Origin of the sequence: Streptomyces sp. DSM 15324 (genome assembly GCF_001514285.1) — a bacterium.
GTDB lineage: Bacteria > Actinomycetota > Actinomycetes > Streptomycetales > Streptomycetaceae > Streptomyces.
Window position 1 is genome coordinate 732,559 of record NZ_KQ949025.1, and the last position, 15,634, is coordinate 748,192.

Here is a 15,634-nt window from a genome sequence, read left to right on the forward strand (position 1 = left end):
CTCGGGCTCGGGCGTCGGCCTCGGCTCGGGCTCCCGCTTCTGCTCCAGCTCGGGCTTGGCCTCGGGCTCCAGCTCCCGCTTCTGCTCCAGCTCGGGCTTGGCCTCGGGCTCCAGCTCCCGCTTCTGCTCCAGCTCGGGCGCCTGCTCCGGCCTGGGCGCGGGCTCGGGCTTGGCCTCGGGCTCCAGCTCCCGCTCCCGCTCGGGCGTCGGTTGCTGCTCGGGCGTCGGCTCCGGCTTCTGATCGTCGAAGGCTGGGCGGGCGTGGTGCCAGGGGGCGTCGGAGCTGCGAGGGGTGCGGGCGGGGCCGGTGGCGGGGGCCGCGCCTTCCGTGGCCGCCGCTCCTGCCGGGGGCGTGGGCGGCGGGCCGGGGGGCTGCTCGGTGGAGCTGGGGGCTTCGGCCGGCTTCGTGACCTCGGTGCGTTGGGAGGCGGAGCCTCCGCTTGCGGTTCTCGTGCGGCGGGCCGTGGACGGAGGCGGGGTCGCCCCCGAGGCCGCGCCGGTTCCCGGGGCGGCCGCCGTGGCTGGGGCTTCCGTGGCCGGGGCTTCCGGGGCCGCTTGGCTGGCGGAGCCCTCGGCGGCGGAGCGGGTGCGGCGGGGCGGGCGTTCGCCGGGGGCCGGACGGGCCGGGCGGTCGCCCGCGGCGCGGCCGGCCGCTGCCCGGGCGGGGCGAGCCGGGGCAGGGGGGAGCTGGCCCTTGAGGGGGCCCCAGTCGTTCGGGTCGGGGACGCCGGGGGGCAGCATCTGACGGCGCTTGGGAGCACCGTGTGCCGCACCCGCCGCGGGCTCTCCCGGTTCCTTGGCGCCGGGCCAGGCCTTGGCGACCCGGGCCGCGAGGACGAAGTCCTTGCGCAGGGGGTGGCCCTCGAAGTTCTCGGGGAGGAGGAGGTGGTGCGGGTAGGGGTGGCCCTCGAAGGCGACGCCGAACATCTCACGGGTCTCGCGCTCGTGCCAGCCGGCGCCCGCGTAGACGTCGACGGCGGAGGCGAGGACCGGGGCCTCGTGCGGGACGGTCGTGCGCAGGAGCAGCCGGCGGACCGGGGCGAGGGCGACGACGTGGGCGGCGACGCGGAAGCCGGTGCCGGGTTCGTCGACGGCGCTCAGCCAGTCGAAGTAGGTGCAGGAGAGTTCGTCGCGGGCGGTGCGCAGCGCGGCGGTCCAGGAGGCGGGCGGGACGTCGACGGTCAGGACGTCGTAGGACTCCTCGGCCGTGGCGTCCGCGCCGAACAGGTCCTCGACGGGGGCGGGCAGCCAGCCGGTCGTGGTCATCCCGCGTTCCCCTCTGCCTCTGCGGTGGGCGGCTTCACGAGGCCGCTCTGGAGGGCGGCGGCCGAGGGACGGGAGGTGCCGTAGCGCTCGTGCAGGGACTCCCGGGCGATCTTCTCCTGGAGCTTGAGGATGCCCTGGAGGAGGGCCTCGGGGCGGGGCGGGCAGCCGGGGACGTACACATCGACGGGGATGATCTGGTCGACGCCCTTCGTCACGGAGTACGAGTCCCAGTAGGGGCCGCCGCAGTTGCTGCAGGCGCCGAAGGAGATGACGTACTTCGGTTCGGGCATCTGCTCGTACAGGCGCTTCACCGCGGGAGCCATCTTGTCGGTGACCGTGCCGGAGACGACCATCAGGTCGGCCTGGCGGGGGCCCGGGGCGAAGGGGATGACACCGAGGCGGATGAAGTCGTGGCGGGCCATCGACGCCGCGATGAACTCGATGGCGCAGCAGGCGAGGCCGAAGTTGAAGACCCAGAGCGAGTAGCGGCGGCCCCAGTTGAGGACGACCTTCATCGGCTCGGGGGCGAGGCGCGCGAGGGCGCCCAGGCGCTTCGGCTCCGGAAGGAGGACGGGTGCGGAGGCGCTCGCTTCGGCGGAAGCGGTCGCCTCGGGGGTCACGTCCATGTCAGGACGCCCTTCTTGTATGCGTACAGCAGGCCTACGGCGAGGAAGCCGAGGAAGATGAACATCTCCACGAGGGTCGTGGCGCCGTAGCCGGGGGCGGCGAAGACCGTCGCCCAGGGGAACAGGAAGATCGAGTCGACGGCGAAGATGACGTAGAGGAAGGCGTAGACGTAGTAGCGGACCTGGGTGTGGGCCCAGCCCTCGCCGACGGGGTCGACGCCGCACTCGTACGTCAGGAGCTTCTCGGGGGTCGGGACCACCGGGCGCAGCAGGCGTCCGGCACCGAAGGCGACGGCCACGAACAGCACACCGACCACGGCGAGCAGTCCGACGACCGAATAGGACCGGAAGTAGTCCGCCGCGATCTCGACGGTCGGTTCCCGCACGTCCGTCCCCTCGCTCCCTGACCTCAGCCTCTGCGGCTTCTTCGGCCACTCGGGCCACTTCGACGATCTGTACGCACGGAGTCTAGGCCCTGATAAAGGGACGGTAAGCAGCCCGTCACGGCTTGGACCGCGGGGCGGGGGTTTTCCCCAGGGGACCGGGGCGGGGAACCTCATGGCGCCGGGGCGCACGGGGCGGCACGCTAACGCCTATGACCACTTCCCACCAGCCCGACGACGAGATGCCGCCGGTGAAGCCCGCGCTCGACATGCAGACGTGGAAGGAGATCGCTCATCTTCTGGCGAACCTGCCGATGTCGTTGTTCGGGTTCGTCTATGTGATGACGGTGTTGTTCACGGGCGCCTCGCTGACCCTCACCGTGATCGGGTTGCCGCTGCTGGCGCTCGGGCTGGCGGGGGCGCGGCTGGCGGGCCGGTTCGAGCGGGGGCGGGCGCGGCTGCTGCTGGGGGTGCGGGTCGACGAGCCGAGCCCGCTGCCCTTCCACCGGGCGGGTGGGCCGCTCGCGCGGATGTGGCTGATGCTGAAGGATCCGGTGGCCTGGCGCACGGTGCTCTACGACTTCGTCCGGCTGCCCTGGGGCATCCTCACCTTCGCCGTCGTGCTGCCCGCCCTGTTCGTGCTGTGGCCGATCCTTCCTTACCTCGCGCGCGGGCTGACCAATGTGGACCGGGCGATGGTGCGGGCGCTGCTGTCGCCGTCCGACGAGCTGGAGCGGCGGATCGCGGAGCTGGAGTCGGACCGGGGGGTCGTGGTGGACACGGCGGCGGCGGACCTGCGGCGCATCGAGCGGGATCTGCACGACGGGGCGCAGGCGCGGCTGGTCAATCTGGCGATGGGGCTGGGGCTGGCGAAGGAGAAGCTCCAGGAGGGGCGGGCCGACGACGTGGTGGCGGCGATGGTCGAGGAGGCGCACGGCGAGGTGAAGCTCGCGCTGCAGGAGCTGCGGGATCTGGCGCGGGGCATCCATCCGGCCGTGCTGACGGACCGGGGCCTGGACGCGGCGCTGTCGGCGGTGGCCTCGCGGTGCACGGTGCCGGTGAAGGTGACCGTCGATCTGGGGTCCAGGCCGGCGCAGGCCATCGAGGGGATCGCCTATTTCACCGTCTCGGAGCTGCTCCAGAACATCAGCAAGCACAGCGGGGCCCGGTCGGCGTCGGTGGATGTGTGGCGGACGGACGAGCGGCTGCTCATCCAGGTCGGGGACGACGGCCGGGGCGGCGCGCGGCTCGACGCGGGGACGGGGATGCGGGGCCTCGCGGAACGGCTGGACGCGGTGGACGGGGTGTTCGTGGTGGAGTCGCCGGTCGGCGGGCCGACGACGGTGACGGCGGAGCTGCCCTGGCGGGAGCGGCGGCCGGAGAGGTAGGGAAAACCCCCCGTTCCATAGGCCGACGGACTCCATGGCCGCCGGGGGCGGCGCCGGGGAGGGTGGAGACAGGGCACCGAAGCTGCGCGATGAGCGGAGCGGGTGGAGACGAGCAGAACGGACGACGCCGATGGCCACGCGGTACGGGCACTACGAGGCTTACGAGTCGTACGGGGACGAGTACGGCGAGAGGTACGGCGAGAGGTACGGCGAGGGGTTCGGCGGTGAGTACGGCGACCGGTACGCCGCCGGGCACGCGTACGGTGACCGTGAGGCGCGGCGGAGGCGGCTGCCGGCCGTGCTGCTCGAACCGGTCAGCGGGCGGCACTGGCGGGAGCTGGCCTATGTGCTGCTGGGGTTCCCGCTGAGCGTCACGCTGTTCGTCTTCACCGTGACCATGCTGTCGGTCGGGGCGGGGCTGCTGGTGACGTTCCTCGGCATCCCGGTGCTGGCGGCTGGGCTGGCGGCCTGCCGGGGGTTCGGGGCGTTGGAGCGGGCGCGGGCGCGGGGGCTGCTGGGGCTTCAGGTGCGCGCTCCGGAGCCGTTGCGGGTGCCGGGGCGAGCCGGCCGGGCCGGGCCGATGGCGTGGATGGGGGCGGTGCTGAAGAGCGGGAGCTCGTGGCGGCATGCGCTGTTCGTGCTGGTGCAGTTCCCGTGGGCGGTGTTCTCGTTCTGTGTGACGGTCACCGTGTGGACGTTCGGCTGGGCGATGCTGACGTATCCGCTGTGGTGCTGGGTGTTCCCGATGTACGGCGGTCAGGACGGGCTCCAGCTGTACGGCGACGGGCACCACCAGGTGTATCTGGACAACCCCTTCGAGATCACCGTCACGGCGTCGGTGGGGCTGCTGGTCACGCTGGCGACGCCGTGGATCGTGCGGGCGCTGACGACGGTGGACCGGCTGCTGGTGCACGGGCTGCTCGGGCCGTCGCGGCTGGCGTCGCGGGTGGTGGAGCTGGAGTCGGACCGGGGGGTCGTGGTGGACACGGCGGCGGCGGATCTGCGGCGCATCGAGCGGGATCTGCACGACGGGGCGCAGGCGCGGCTGGTGGCGCTGGCGATGGATCTCGGGCTCGCGAAGGAGAAGCTGCGCGAGGATCCGCAGGGGGCGGCACGGATGGTGGGCGAGGCGCACGGTGAGGTGAAGACGGCGTTGCAGGAGCTGCGGGATCTGGCGCGGGGCATCCATCCGGCCGTGCTGACGGACCGGGGCCTGGACGCGGCGCTGTCGGCGGTGGCCTCGCGGTGCACGGTGCCGGTGCGGGTGGAGGTGGATCTGGGCGCGGCGCGGCCGGTGGCGGCGATCGAGGGGATCGCCTATTTCACGGTGTCGGAGCTGCTGCAGAACGTGAGCAAGCACAGCGGGGCCCGCTCGGTTTCGGTGGAGGTGTGGCGGACCGAGGACCGGTTGATGGTGCAGGTGGTGGACGACGGGGTGGGGGGTGCGCGGCTCTCCGGGGGGTCGGGGCTGGCGGGGCTCGCGGAGCGGTTGGACGCGGTGGACGGCGTACTGGTGGTGGACTCACCGGCCGGGGGACCCACCCGGGTGGTGGCGGAGCTGCCCTGGCGAGCGGCCTGAAACGACCTCGGGCCCGCACGCGGCGACTGCCTCGGGCCCGCACAAGGCCACGGCCTCAGGCCCACACAAGGCGACTGCCTCGGGCCCGCACAAGGCCACGGCCTCAGGCCCGCACGCCGGTGACGGCCTCAGGCCCGCACGCGGCAACGACCTCTGACCCCCCTCTTCAGCAGCCTCGACCACCCACTTTTCCCGGTCTCCGTCGCTTTCGAGCCGTCCTCCCCCGCCGTCGGCCCGTTGACAGGTGCGGGACGCCTCTTTGCTGGAATGCTGGAGGTGTTCGACTTGACGGGTGGACGGCTGGGGGGCCGGGAGCGTGGAGGACAGGGTGCGGGTGGTCATCGCCGAGGATTCGGTGCTGCTGCGGGAGGGGCTGACCCGGTTGCTCACCGACCGGGGGCATGAGGTCGTGGCCGGGGTCGGGGACGCCGAGGCGCTGCTCAAGACAATCACCGAGCTGCACGACGAGGGGGCGCTGCCCGATGTCGTCGTCGCCGATGTGCGGATGCCGCCCACGCACACCGACGAGGGGGTGCGGGCCGCCGTACAGCTGCGCAAGGCGCATCCGCGGCTCGGGGTGCTGGTCTTGTCACAGTATGTGGAGGAGAGGTACGCCACCGAACTGCTGGCCGGATCCAGCCGTGGCGTGGGGTATCTGCTGAAGGACCGGGTCGCCGAGGTGCGGGAGTTCGTGGACGCCGTGGTGCGGGTGGCCTCCGGGGGGACCGCGCTCGATCCGGAGGTCGTGGCGCAGTTGCTGGGGCGCAGCCGGCAGCAGGACGTGCTCGCGGGGCTCACCCCGCGTGAGCGGGAGGTGCTGGGGCTGATGGCCGAGGGGCGGACCAACTCCGCCATCGCGCGTCAGCTGGTCGTCAGCGACGGGGCCGTGGAGAAGCACGTGAGCAATATTTTCCTGAAGCTCGGACTGTCGCCCAGTGACGGGGATCACCGTCGAGTTCTAGCAGTTCTCACCTATCTCAACTCGTGACGGAGTGGCACTGTGGCTCGACGATGACCCGCTGGTGATCAGAGGCGTGCCGGATGTCGTTCCCCGCGTGAACCGGGGAACTCGGACGGTGCGTCTACCAGGGCGACAGCATGGGGCGGGAAATCATGACAAGTCGGGGTGCCGGGCCGTCTCAGGGCAGTGACCGTCATACGAACGGCCGAGGGAAGGTGACCCTTACAGACGTAGGGTTGATCCAGGGAGGGGCCTTCGCGAAGACCCTCCGGGACAGCCACCTCGAGGGAGGTCCAGTTCAGTGACCAGTCGGGTCAGCAGCGCAACGGGACAGACCGGGCAGGCCGAGCAGGCCGACGGGACCGTCGTGGGAGAACAGCGCAGACCGGACGCGACGGCGAAGGACGTACGCCGTCTCGACCGGGTGATCATCAGGTTCGCGGGTGACTCGGGTGACGGTATGCAGCTCACCGGTGACCGGTTCACGTCGGAGACGGCGTCGTTCGGCAATGATCTGTCCACCCTGCCGAACTTCCCGGCCGAGATCCGCGCGCCCGCCGGCACACTCCCCGGCGTCTCCTCCTTCCAGCTGCACTTCGCCGACCACGACATCCTCACCCCGGGCGACGCACCCAACGTGCTGGTCGCGATGAACCCGGCCGCCCTGAAGGCCAACATCGCCGACGTGCCGCGCGGCGCGCAGATCATCGTCAACACCGACGAGTTCACCAAACGCGCCCTCCAGAAAGTGGGGTACGCGGCCTCGCCGCTGGAGGACGGCTCCCTCGACGGCTACCAGCTCCACCCGGTCCCGCTGACCACCCTGACCGTCGAGGCTCTCAAGGAATTCGACCTCACCCGCAAGGAGGCCGAGCGCAGCAAGAACATGTTCGCGCTCGGCCTTCTGTCATGGATGTACCACCGCCCCACCGAAGGCACCGAGAAGTTCCTTCAGTCGAAGTTCGCCCGGAAACCCGACATCGCGGCCGCCAACATCGCCGCCTTCCGGGCCGGCTGGAACTTCGGCGAGACGACCGAGGACTTCGCCGTCTCCTACGAGGTCGCCCCGGCCGCGAAGGCCTTCCCCGTCGGGACCTACCGCAACATCTCGGGCAACCTCGCCCTCGCCTACGGGCTCATCGCCGCCTCCCGGCAGGCCGACCTGCCCCTGTTCCTGGGCTCCTACCCGATCACCCCGGCCTCCGACATCCTGCACGAGCTGAGCCGCCACAAGAACTTCGGGGTACGCACCTTCCAGGCCGAGGACGAGATCGCCGGCATCGGCGCCGCCCTCGGGGCGGCCTTCGGGGGCTCCCTCGCCGTCACCACCACCTCCGGGCCGGGTGTGGCGCTGAAGTCGGAGACGATCGGGCTCGCGGTCTCCCTGGAGCTGCCCCTGCTGGTCGTCGACATCCAGCGCGGCGGCCCCTCGACGGGCCTGCCGACCAAGACCGAGCAGGCCGACCTCCTCCAGGCCATGTACGGGCGCAACGGCGAGGCCCCCGTCCCCATCGTCGCCCCGTGCACCCCCGCCGACTGCTTCGACGCCGCCCTGGAAGCCGCACGGATCGCCCTGACCTACCGCACCCCCGTCTTCCTCCTCTCCGACGGCTACCTCGCCAACGGCTCCGAACCCTGGCGCATCCCGGAACAGGACGAACTGCCCGACCTGCGAGTGCAGTTCGCCTCGGGGCCCAACCACACCCTCGACGACGGCACCGAAGTCTTCTGGCCGTACAAACGCGATCCGCACACCCTCGCCCGGCCCTGGGCGATCCCCGGCACCCCCGGCCTCGAACACCGCATCGGCGGCATCGAGAAACAGGACGGCACCGGCAACATCTCCTACGACCCGGCCAACCACGACCTCATGGTCCGCACCCGCCAGGCCAAGACCGACGGCATCGAGGTCCCCGACCTGCGGGTCGACGATCCGGACGGGGCGAGCACCCTGGTACTGGGCTGGGGATCCACCTACGGGCCGATCACCGCCGCCGTACGACGCCTGCGGACGGCCGGGGAAGCCATCGCCCAGGCCCACCTGCGCCACCTCAACCCCTTCCCCCGCAACCTGGGCGAGGTACTGCGCGCCTACGACAAGGTCGTCGTCCCCGAGATGAACCTCGGCCAGCTCGCCACCCTCATCCGGGCGAGATATCTGGTCGACGCCCACTCCTACAACCAGGTGAACGGCATGCCGTTCAAGGCGGAGCAGCTCGCCACGGCGCTCAAGGAGGCCATCCATGACCACTGAGGCACTCCACCTCGTGCCCAAGGCCGAAGGCCGCCAGACGATGAAGGACTTCAAGTCCGACCAAGAGGTCCGCTGGTGCCCCGGCTGCGGCGACTACGCCATCCTCGCCGCCGTGCAGGGCTTCATGCCCGAACTCGGACTGGCCAGGGAGAACATCGTCTTCGTCTCCGGCATCGGCTGCTCCTCGCGCTTCCCGTACTACATGAACACCTACGGCATGCACTCCATCCACGGCCGGGCCCCCGCGATCGCCACCGGGCTCGCCGCCAGCCGCCGCGACCTGAGCGTCTGGGTCGTCACCGGCGACGGAGACGCGCTGTCCATCGGCGGCAACCACCTCATCCACGCCCTGCGCCGCAACGTCAACCTCAAGATCCTCCTCTTCAACAACCGCATCTACGGACTCACCAAGGGCCAGTACTCCCCCACCTCCGAGGTCGGCAAGATCACCAAGTCGACGCCGATGGGATCCCTGGACGCCCCCTTCAACCCGGTCTCCCTGGCGCTCGGCGCCGAAGCCTCCTTCGTCGCCCGCACCATCGACTCCGACCGCAAGCATCTGACGGACGTGCTGCGCCAGGCCGCCGCCCACCCCGGCACCGCGCTCATCGAGATCTACCAGAACTGCAACATCTTCAACGACGGCGCCTTCGACGCCGTCAAGGACAAACAGCAGGCCGAGGAGGCCGTGATCCGGCTGGAACACGGAGAGCCGATCCGCTTCGGAGCCGGGGGCGGCAAGGGCGTCGTACGGGACACGGCGACCGGTGACCTGCGGATCGTCGCCGTCACCCCGCAGAACGAACACGACATCCTGGTCCACGACGCCCACGCGGCCTCCCCCACCACCGCCTTCGGCCTCTCCCGGCTCGCCGACCCCGACACCCTCCACAACACCCCCATCGGCGTGCTGCGCTCCGTCGAGCGCCCGGTCTACGACACCCAGATGGCCGACCAGCTCGACACGGCCGTCGAGCAGCACGGCAAGGGCGACCTGGCCGCACTGCTGGCGGGCGGGGACACCTGGACGGTCGTCGGCTGAGCAGTACCGAGAGGGATCGCAGCAGGCCAGAGGCACTTACTTAGACGTGCGTACCTTACTTTGAAGTGGGTACTTTCACTTAGTTAGCGCTCACCCTAGGGTGGGTGGCAGACCCGCTACCCCCCTAGGAGTTCTCAGCCATGAGCATCGTCGTCACCGGAGCCACCGGAAAGCTCGGCCGCCACGTCGTGGAGCAGCTGCTCGAGAAGGTTCCGGCCGAGCAGATCACGGCCGTCGTGCGCGACGAGGCCAAGGCCGCCGACTTCGCCGCGCGCGGGGTGCGGCTCGCGGTCGCCGACTACAACGCCCCCGAGACCTTCGACGGCCTGTTCGCGGCCGGCGACAAGGTGCTGCTGATCTCGGGCAACGAGTTCGACAAGGGCCGCCCCGCGCAGCACCAGGTCGTCATCGACCGGGCGAAGGCCGCCGGGGTCGCGCTGCTGGCGTACACCAGCGCGCCGGGCACGCTGAGCGCCGCGCTGGCGGACGACCACCGCGCCACCGAGGCGGCGCTGACCTCCTCGGGCGTGCCGTACGCGCTGCTGCGCAACGGCTGGTACCACGAGAACTACACCGAGCAGCTCGCCCCGGTCCTGGAGCACAACGCGGTCGTCGCGGCCGCCGGCGAGGGCCGGGTGTCCTCCGCCTCCCGCGCGGACTACGCCGCCGCCGCGGTCGCCGTGCTGACCGGCGAGGGCCACGAGAACAAGACGTACGAGCTGGGCGGCGACGAGGCGTGGAGCTTCGCCGAGTACGCGGCCGAGCTGAGCCGGCAGACCGGCAAGGAGATCGTCTACAACGCGGTGCCCGGCGAGGCGCTCATCGGCATCCTGACGGGCGCGGGGCTGCCCGAGCCGTTCGCCGCGATCCTGGCCGGCGTGGACGCGTCGATCGAGAAGGGCGAGCTGGTGGTCGACAGCGGCGACCTCGCGCGCCTGGCGGGCCGCCCGACCACCCCGCTGGCCGAGGCGGTCACGGCCGCGCTCAAGGGCTGACCCCCGCCGCACGGCCGCAGGCCCCGGAGCGCGCCGTCGCGCGGCCCAGGGCCGGTGCCCGAGGCCGGTGCCCGGTGCCCGTGCCCGGGGCTTGGGACCTGGGGCCTGGGGCCTGCTCCACCCCCGCCTGTCATGACCGTATGGCGATACGGACATGACGGACGGGGGTCTTCGGCGTTACCGTCGTGAACGCGTGCGGGAAGGCGCGCGAGGACGCGAGAAGGAGGGGCGCCCGTGGCCGGGTCGTCGAAGGGTGAGGGCCGGATAGGTCTGCTGAACGGCTTCGCGGCGTACGGGATGTGGGGGCTGGTCCCCCTCTTCTGGCCCCTGCTGAAGCCCGCCGGGGCGGCGGAGATCCTCGCCCACCGCATGGTGTGGTCCCTCGTGTTCGTCGCCGCGGCCCTGCTGGTGGTACGGCGCTGGGCGTGGGCCGGGGAGCTGCTGCGGCAGCCGCGGCGGCTCGCTCTGGTGGTGATCGCGGCGGCCGTCATCACCGTGAACTGGGGGGTCTACATCTGGGCCGTGAACTCCGGGCACGTGGTGGAGGCGTCCCTCGGCTACTTCATCAACCCGGTGGTCACCATCGCCATGGGCGTGCTGATCCTCAAGGAGCGGCTGCGGCCCGTGCAGTGGGCGGCGGTGGGGATCGGTCTGGCGGCGGTGCTCGTGCTGACCGTGGGATACGGCCGTCCGCCGTGGATCTCCCTGTGCCTGGCGTTCTCCTTCGCCACGTACAGCCTCGTGAAGAAGAAGGTCAACCTCGGCGGGGTGGAGTCGCTGGCAGCGGAGACCGCGATCCAGTTCCTGCCCGCACTGGGCTACCTGCTGTGGCTGTCGGCGCACGGCGGTGCCACCTTCACCTCCGAGGGCGCCGGTCACGCGGCCCTGCTGGCCTCGACCGGTGTGGTGACCGCGCTGCCGCTGGTGTGCTTCGGGGCCGCCGCCATCCGGGTGCCGCTGTCCACGCTCGGACTGCTGCAGTACCTGGCGCCGGTGTTCCAGTTCCTGCTCGGGGTCGTCTACTTCGGCGAGGAGATGCCGGCCGAGCGCTGGGCCGGGTTCGGGCTGGTGTGGCTGGCGCTGGCGCTGCTGACCGCCGACGCCTGGCGCGCGGCGCGCAGGCCCAGGGTGGCGGTCGAGGTGCCGCCGGTCGCCCAGGTGCCGTCCGCCGCGATCGACGCGTGAACGGGCCCGCGGGCTGGTTGAGTGGTTCGCATGACCCATGTCACTGAGACACCCGCACCCGTCCACTGGAAGCTCGTGGTCGACGCCGCCGATCCGCACGCCCAGGCCGACTTCTGGGCCGGGGCGCTGCACTACGCGGTGGAGGACAACAGCGCGCTGATCGAACGGCTGCTGGCCGCCGGTGCGCTGCCCGGGGCGGCGACCGTGGAGTTCCACGGCCGTCCCGCGTTCCGGGACCTGATCGCCGTACGGCATCCGGAGGACCCCTTCGACGCGGACAGCGGGACCGGGCTGGGGCGGCGGCTGCTGTTCCAGCGGGTGCCGGAGGCGAAGACGGTGAAGAACCGGCTGCACCTCGACCTGCACCCCGGCGCGGAGCGCCGGGCCGACGAGGTGGAGCGGCTGCGGGGGCTCGGGGCGAGCGTGCTGCGGGAGGTGAAGGAGCCGTCCGGGGCGTGGGTGGTGATGGCGGACCCCGAGGGCAACGAATTCTGCGTGCACTAGGCAGCCCGGGGCGCCGAATTCCGCTGGGGCGTCCGGAATGTGAACCCTCTTTCCCGAGAGCGCTCTTGACGCGCCGTTGGGGAAGCGTTCACGATCCTGGCACCCCACTCACTGTGGAGTCCTTGTGATTCCCACGGAATTCGGAGCCCCCCACATGAAGCTCTCGGTTCCCGGGCGTACGGCGGTCGCCTGCGCCTGCTCGATTGTCATGCTCCTGACTGTAGGGGCGGCAGCCGACGCGGCCCCCGCACCCCTGGCCGCCGCTCCCGACATCCCCGTGGCGAACGTCAAGGCCCACCTCGCGCGGTTCCAGTCGATAGCCACCGCCAACGGCGGCAACCGCGCCCACGGCCGGGCCGGCTACAAGGCCTCGCTCGACTATGTGAAGGCCGAGCTGGACGCCGCCGGGTACACCACCGTCATCCAGCAGTTCACGTCCTCCGGCCGCACCGGCTACAACCTGGTCGCCGACTGGCCCGGCGGCAACACCGACCAGGTCGTCATGGCCGGCTCCCACCTCGACAGTGTCACCGCCGGGGCGGGCATCAACGACAACGGCTCCGGTTCCGCGGCCGTCCTGGAGACGGCCCTCGCCGTCTCCCGGGCCGGCTACCAGCCGACCAAGCACCTGCGGTTCGCCTGGTTCGGCGCCGAGGAGCTCGGCATGGTCGGCTCCCGGTACTACGTCAACAACCTCTCCTCCGCGAACCGCGCCCGGATCAGCGGCTACCTCAACTTCGACATGGTCGGCTCGCCGAACCCCGGCTACTTCGTCTACGACGACGACCCGACCATCGAGAAGACCTTCAAGGACTACTTCGCCGGCCTCGGCGTGCCGACGGAGATCGAGACCGAGGGCGACGGCCGCTCCGACCACGCGCCGTTCAAGAACGCGGGCGTCCCGGTCGGCGGGCTGTTCAGCGGCGCCGACTACATCAAGACGGCGGCCCAGGCGGCCAAGTGGGGCGGTACGGCCGGGCAGGCCTTCGACCGCTGCTACCACTCCTCCTGCGACACCACCGCGAACATCAACGACACCGCCCTGAACCGCAACGCGGACGCGCTCGCCTACGCGGTGTGGACCTTGTCGTCCTGATCCGCCCGGCCCACCGGGGCGGCGTTCAGGCCCTGCGGGCGCGTTCCGCCAGTCGGAGCATCCGGGCGCGGGCCGACTCCAGTTGCTCGACGTCGTCGGCGGCCGGACCGTCCTCGGTGGTCAGCTCCGTCCACAGGCCGAGGAGTTCGGTGCCGAGGTTCAGGCCCTGCAAGGGGTCGCGCACGGCACGCCAGGCCGCCGCCGCGCTCTGGACGTTGCCGTACGCGGCCTCGCCGTCCCGGGCCCGGCGGCGGATCCGGGCCAGGTCCAGGGAGACGTGGAAGGCACGCAGCGGGTCGCCCGCCAGATAGGCGATGTACGCGCTGAGTTCCCGGAGCCGGAGCACCTCGGGGTGTTCCGGCCCCAGCGTTCCCGAGGCCTCCAGCACGGTCCGCTCGGCGAGTACGGCGGCCACGTCGATACGGCCGGCCCGCACCGCCTCGTTGATCTGCGCCATCGGCTCCCCGAGCAGCGCGGGGGCACCGTCGGTCCCGGGGAGGGTGCGGGGGTCGTCACCGAGGACCGCCTCCGCGACGGCGTCGAAGCCACGCGCGGGGGTCGGCTTGGGATCGGGGTCGAGTGCGGCGGCCGACTCGGGGTCGGGGGTGAGGACGAGGAGGGGCTTCGGCTCCGGCTCGGCGGAGGTCGCGGAGGCGGCTTCCGGGAAGCGGTGCGGGGCGTGCTCCGCGGCGTGCTCCCCGGCACGGTCCTCGGAGCGGTCCTCGTAGCGGTTCTCGTACCGGTCCCGGTCCGGGGCGGCGGGCACCCCGGCCTCCGGGAAAGGGGACGGCGCGTGCTCCGGCGAGGCGGGCACCGTGCCGTCCGGACGGAGGTCCATGGCCGGGGGCGGACCGAAGACTCCCGTCGGAGCCACGACCGTGCCGGGGGCCTGCGCCGGGGGCGCCGGGGGCTCCGGGGGAAGCGGAGGGAAACCGTCCTGCGGCTCGTCCGGTGCCGCCTGCACCTGCCGCAGCACGTGCGTGGGCTTGTCCCCCGGGGTCTCCCCGGGGGCGGGCGCCGGGGCTTCGGGGACCGTGTGCGCCGGAACCGGGGCGACCGGGGCGGGAGCCGCCGACACCGGGGCGGCCGGGGCCGGAGCCGCCGGGCCGTTCACGACCGGAAGGGCCACCGTGGGCGCGGCCGGCGGGACCGAGGCCGCCGGGGTCGGAACCGCCGGAACCGCCGACACCGGAGCCGCCGGGCCGTTCACGACCGGAAGGGCCACCGTGGGCGCGGCCGGGGGGACCGAGGCCGCCGGGGGCGGAACCGCCGGGGCCGCCGGGTCCATCGGGGGCATCTGGGGCGCGGACGCCGCCGGTGTCCGCAGTGGCTCGGCCGTGAAGTGGCTGGAGCCGTCCGTCTCGATCCGCAGGGGGACGACGTAACCGATGCGCTCGTCGTGGACCGTGGCGAGGACGGGGTGCCCGGTGGCGAGGGCGATGCGGTGGAGCCGGCCCAGGACGGCGTGCTGGATCTCCTCGCCGTCGGCCGCCGCGACCGGCACGCCCCCTATCGTCGCCGGGCCGCCCGCGCGGACGTGGACGTCGAGCGGCGCGGCCACGGCGGCGGATGATCCGGCGCGGTTCTGTTCCCGCTTCTTCTCACGACTGAGTCGAGACATCGGTTCCTCACTCGGCTGCGTCGTCACGCTCCGGGTCGTCCAGTGCGCGTACGCGTGCACGTACTGTTGAGTCTCTCTGTTCGCTCCCGGCCGGTGCGTCACCACGACGTCACAGCCTCGTTCCAAGGACCCGCGCCGGGCTTGCCGGGGGCGCCCACCAGAAGGAGGGGGTACGGCCATGGGGACGACCGGGACGACTCAGGCACCGGCGGGGCGGCCGGGGCCGGAGATCTGGCTGCGCGGTCCGGTTGCCGTACCGGAGCCGCCACCGGGACCGTACCGCTCGGCTGCCGCTCCGCGCCGCTTCTCGTGGCTGGCCACGCACGGCGGGGCGGGCGCCTCCACGCTCGCGGCGGTCTACGGCGGCCACGACTGCGGACGGGACTGGCCCGCCCCCGGTGATCCTCCGTCCGTCCTGCTCGTGGCGCGGACGCACGCGACCGGGCTGGAGTCGGCCCTGCGTGCCCTGGAGGTCTTCCGGCGCGGCGAGGCCCCGCAAGGGCTCGACCTGGACGCGGTGGTGCTGGTCGCGGACGCGCCGGGGCGGCTGCCGCGGCCGCTGGCGCAGCGGATCCGGCTCCTCGAGTCGGCCGTCGACGTGCACCGGGTGCCGTGGGTGACCGAGTGGCGCCTCGGTGACCTGGGGGGCGGGTTGCCCCGGGAGAAGGAGGCGCTGGCCCGGCTCACGGGAGCCAGGCGCTGAACGGGGGAACCGGGCGCGCGCCGTCGGCGGT

At 72.2% G+C, this 15,634-nt stretch carries 14 protein-coding genes; 10 read left to right on the plus strand and 4 right to left on the minus strand.

The genetic code is table 11. The features are described from left to right. The 3 genes from AQJ58_RS13710 to AQJ58_RS13720 form a co-directional block, all read right to left on the minus strand. Positions 1-1,266 (minus strand): NADH-quinone oxidoreductase subunit C (locus tag AQJ58_RS13710; protein WP_079078902.1); only part of this gene is annotated, 1,266 nt, incomplete at its 3' end. Beyond that, positions 1,263-1,892 (minus strand): NADH-quinone oxidoreductase subunit B, encoded by a 630-nt coding sequence (locus AQJ58_RS13715; RefSeq protein ID WP_067249346.1) that lies wholly within the window; start codon positions 1,890-1,892, stop codon positions 1,263-1,265. The genes AQJ58_RS13715 and AQJ58_RS13710, both read right to left, overlap by 4 nt. After that, complete coding sequence (locus AQJ58_RS13720; RefSeq protein ID WP_055637671.1) at positions 1,883-2,278, minus strand: NADH-quinone oxidoreductase subunit A; 396 nt, start codon at positions 2,276-2,278, stop codon at positions 1,883-1,885. The genes AQJ58_RS13715 and AQJ58_RS13720 overlap by 10 nt, the downstream gene beginning before the upstream one ends. Positions 2,279-2,487: 209 nt before the next feature. On the opposite strand from AQJ58_RS13720, the gene AQJ58_RS13725 reads away from it, so the two are divergent. From AQJ58_RS13725 to AQJ58_RS13765, 9 genes are all read left to right on the plus strand, one after another. Further along, on the plus strand, positions 2,488-3,663 hold the full coding sequence (locus tag AQJ58_RS13725) for a sensor histidine kinase (protein WP_067249349.1): 1,176 nt from the start codon (positions 2,488-2,490) through the stop codon (positions 3,661-3,663). Between the two features lie 130 nt (positions 3,664-3,793). Next, a complete protein-coding gene (locus AQJ58_RS13730; RefSeq protein WP_067249352.1) occupies positions 3,794-5,242 on the plus strand; it encodes a sensor histidine kinase in 1,449 nt (482 codons plus the stop codon). A gap of 316 nt (positions 5,243-5,558) precedes the next feature. Then, on the plus strand, positions 5,559-6,230 hold the full coding sequence (locus AQJ58_RS13735; protein ID WP_067249758.1) for a response regulator transcription factor: 672 nt from the start codon (positions 5,559-5,561) through the stop codon (positions 6,228-6,230). A 274-nt stretch (positions 6,231-6,504) separates the two neighbouring features. After that, positions 6,505-8,457 carry a 2-oxoacid:acceptor oxidoreductase subunit alpha gene (locus tag AQJ58_RS13740; RefSeq protein WP_067249354.1) on the plus strand — a complete coding sequence of 651 codons (1,953 nt, stop codon included), beginning with the start codon at positions 6,505-6,507 and terminating at the stop codon, positions 8,455-8,457. Further along, positions 8,447-9,499 (plus strand): 2-oxoacid:ferredoxin oxidoreductase subunit beta, encoded by a 1,053-nt coding sequence (locus AQJ58_RS13745; protein ID WP_067249357.1) that lies wholly within the window; start codon positions 8,447-8,449, stop codon positions 9,497-9,499. Before AQJ58_RS13740 ends, AQJ58_RS13745 begins: the two co-directional genes overlap by 11 nt. Positions 9,500-9,639: 140 nt before the next feature. Beyond that, positions 9,640-10,494 (plus strand): SDR family oxidoreductase, encoded by an 855-nt coding sequence (locus AQJ58_RS13750; protein WP_067249359.1) that lies wholly within the window; start codon positions 9,640-9,642, stop codon positions 10,492-10,494. Between the two features lie 234 nt (positions 10,495-10,728). Next, entirely contained in the window at positions 10,729-11,679 is a 951-nt protein-coding gene (gene rarD, locus AQJ58_RS13755; protein ID WP_067249363.1) for an EamA family transporter RarD, read from the plus strand. 30 nt (positions 11,680-11,709) lie between these two features. Next, positions 11,710-12,183, plus strand: coding sequence for a VOC family protein (locus AQJ58_RS13760; RefSeq protein WP_067249365.1), 474 nt, complete (start codon positions 11,710-11,712; stop codon positions 12,181-12,183). Positions 12,184-12,337: 154 nt separating this feature from the next. Next, positions 12,338-13,279 carry a M28 family metallopeptidase gene (locus AQJ58_RS13765; protein WP_067249368.1) on the plus strand — a complete coding sequence of 314 codons (942 nt, stop codon included), beginning with the start codon at positions 12,338-12,340 and terminating at the stop codon, positions 13,277-13,279. Between the two features lie 25 nt (positions 13,280-13,304). Here AQJ58_RS13765 and AQJ58_RS13770 read toward each other — a convergent pair whose 3' ends face one another. Further along, positions 13,305-14,900, minus strand: coding sequence for a hypothetical protein (locus AQJ58_RS13770; RefSeq protein ID WP_067249369.1), 1,596 nt, complete (start codon positions 14,898-14,900; stop codon positions 13,305-13,307). A gap of 178 nt (positions 14,901-15,078) precedes the next feature. Between AQJ58_RS13770 and AQJ58_RS13775 the strand changes: the two genes are divergently transcribed. Then, positions 15,079-15,603, plus strand: coding sequence for a hypothetical protein (locus AQJ58_RS13775; protein WP_067249372.1), 525 nt, complete (start codon positions 15,079-15,081; stop codon positions 15,601-15,603). The last annotated feature ends 31 nt before the right edge of the window (positions 15,604-15,634 follow it).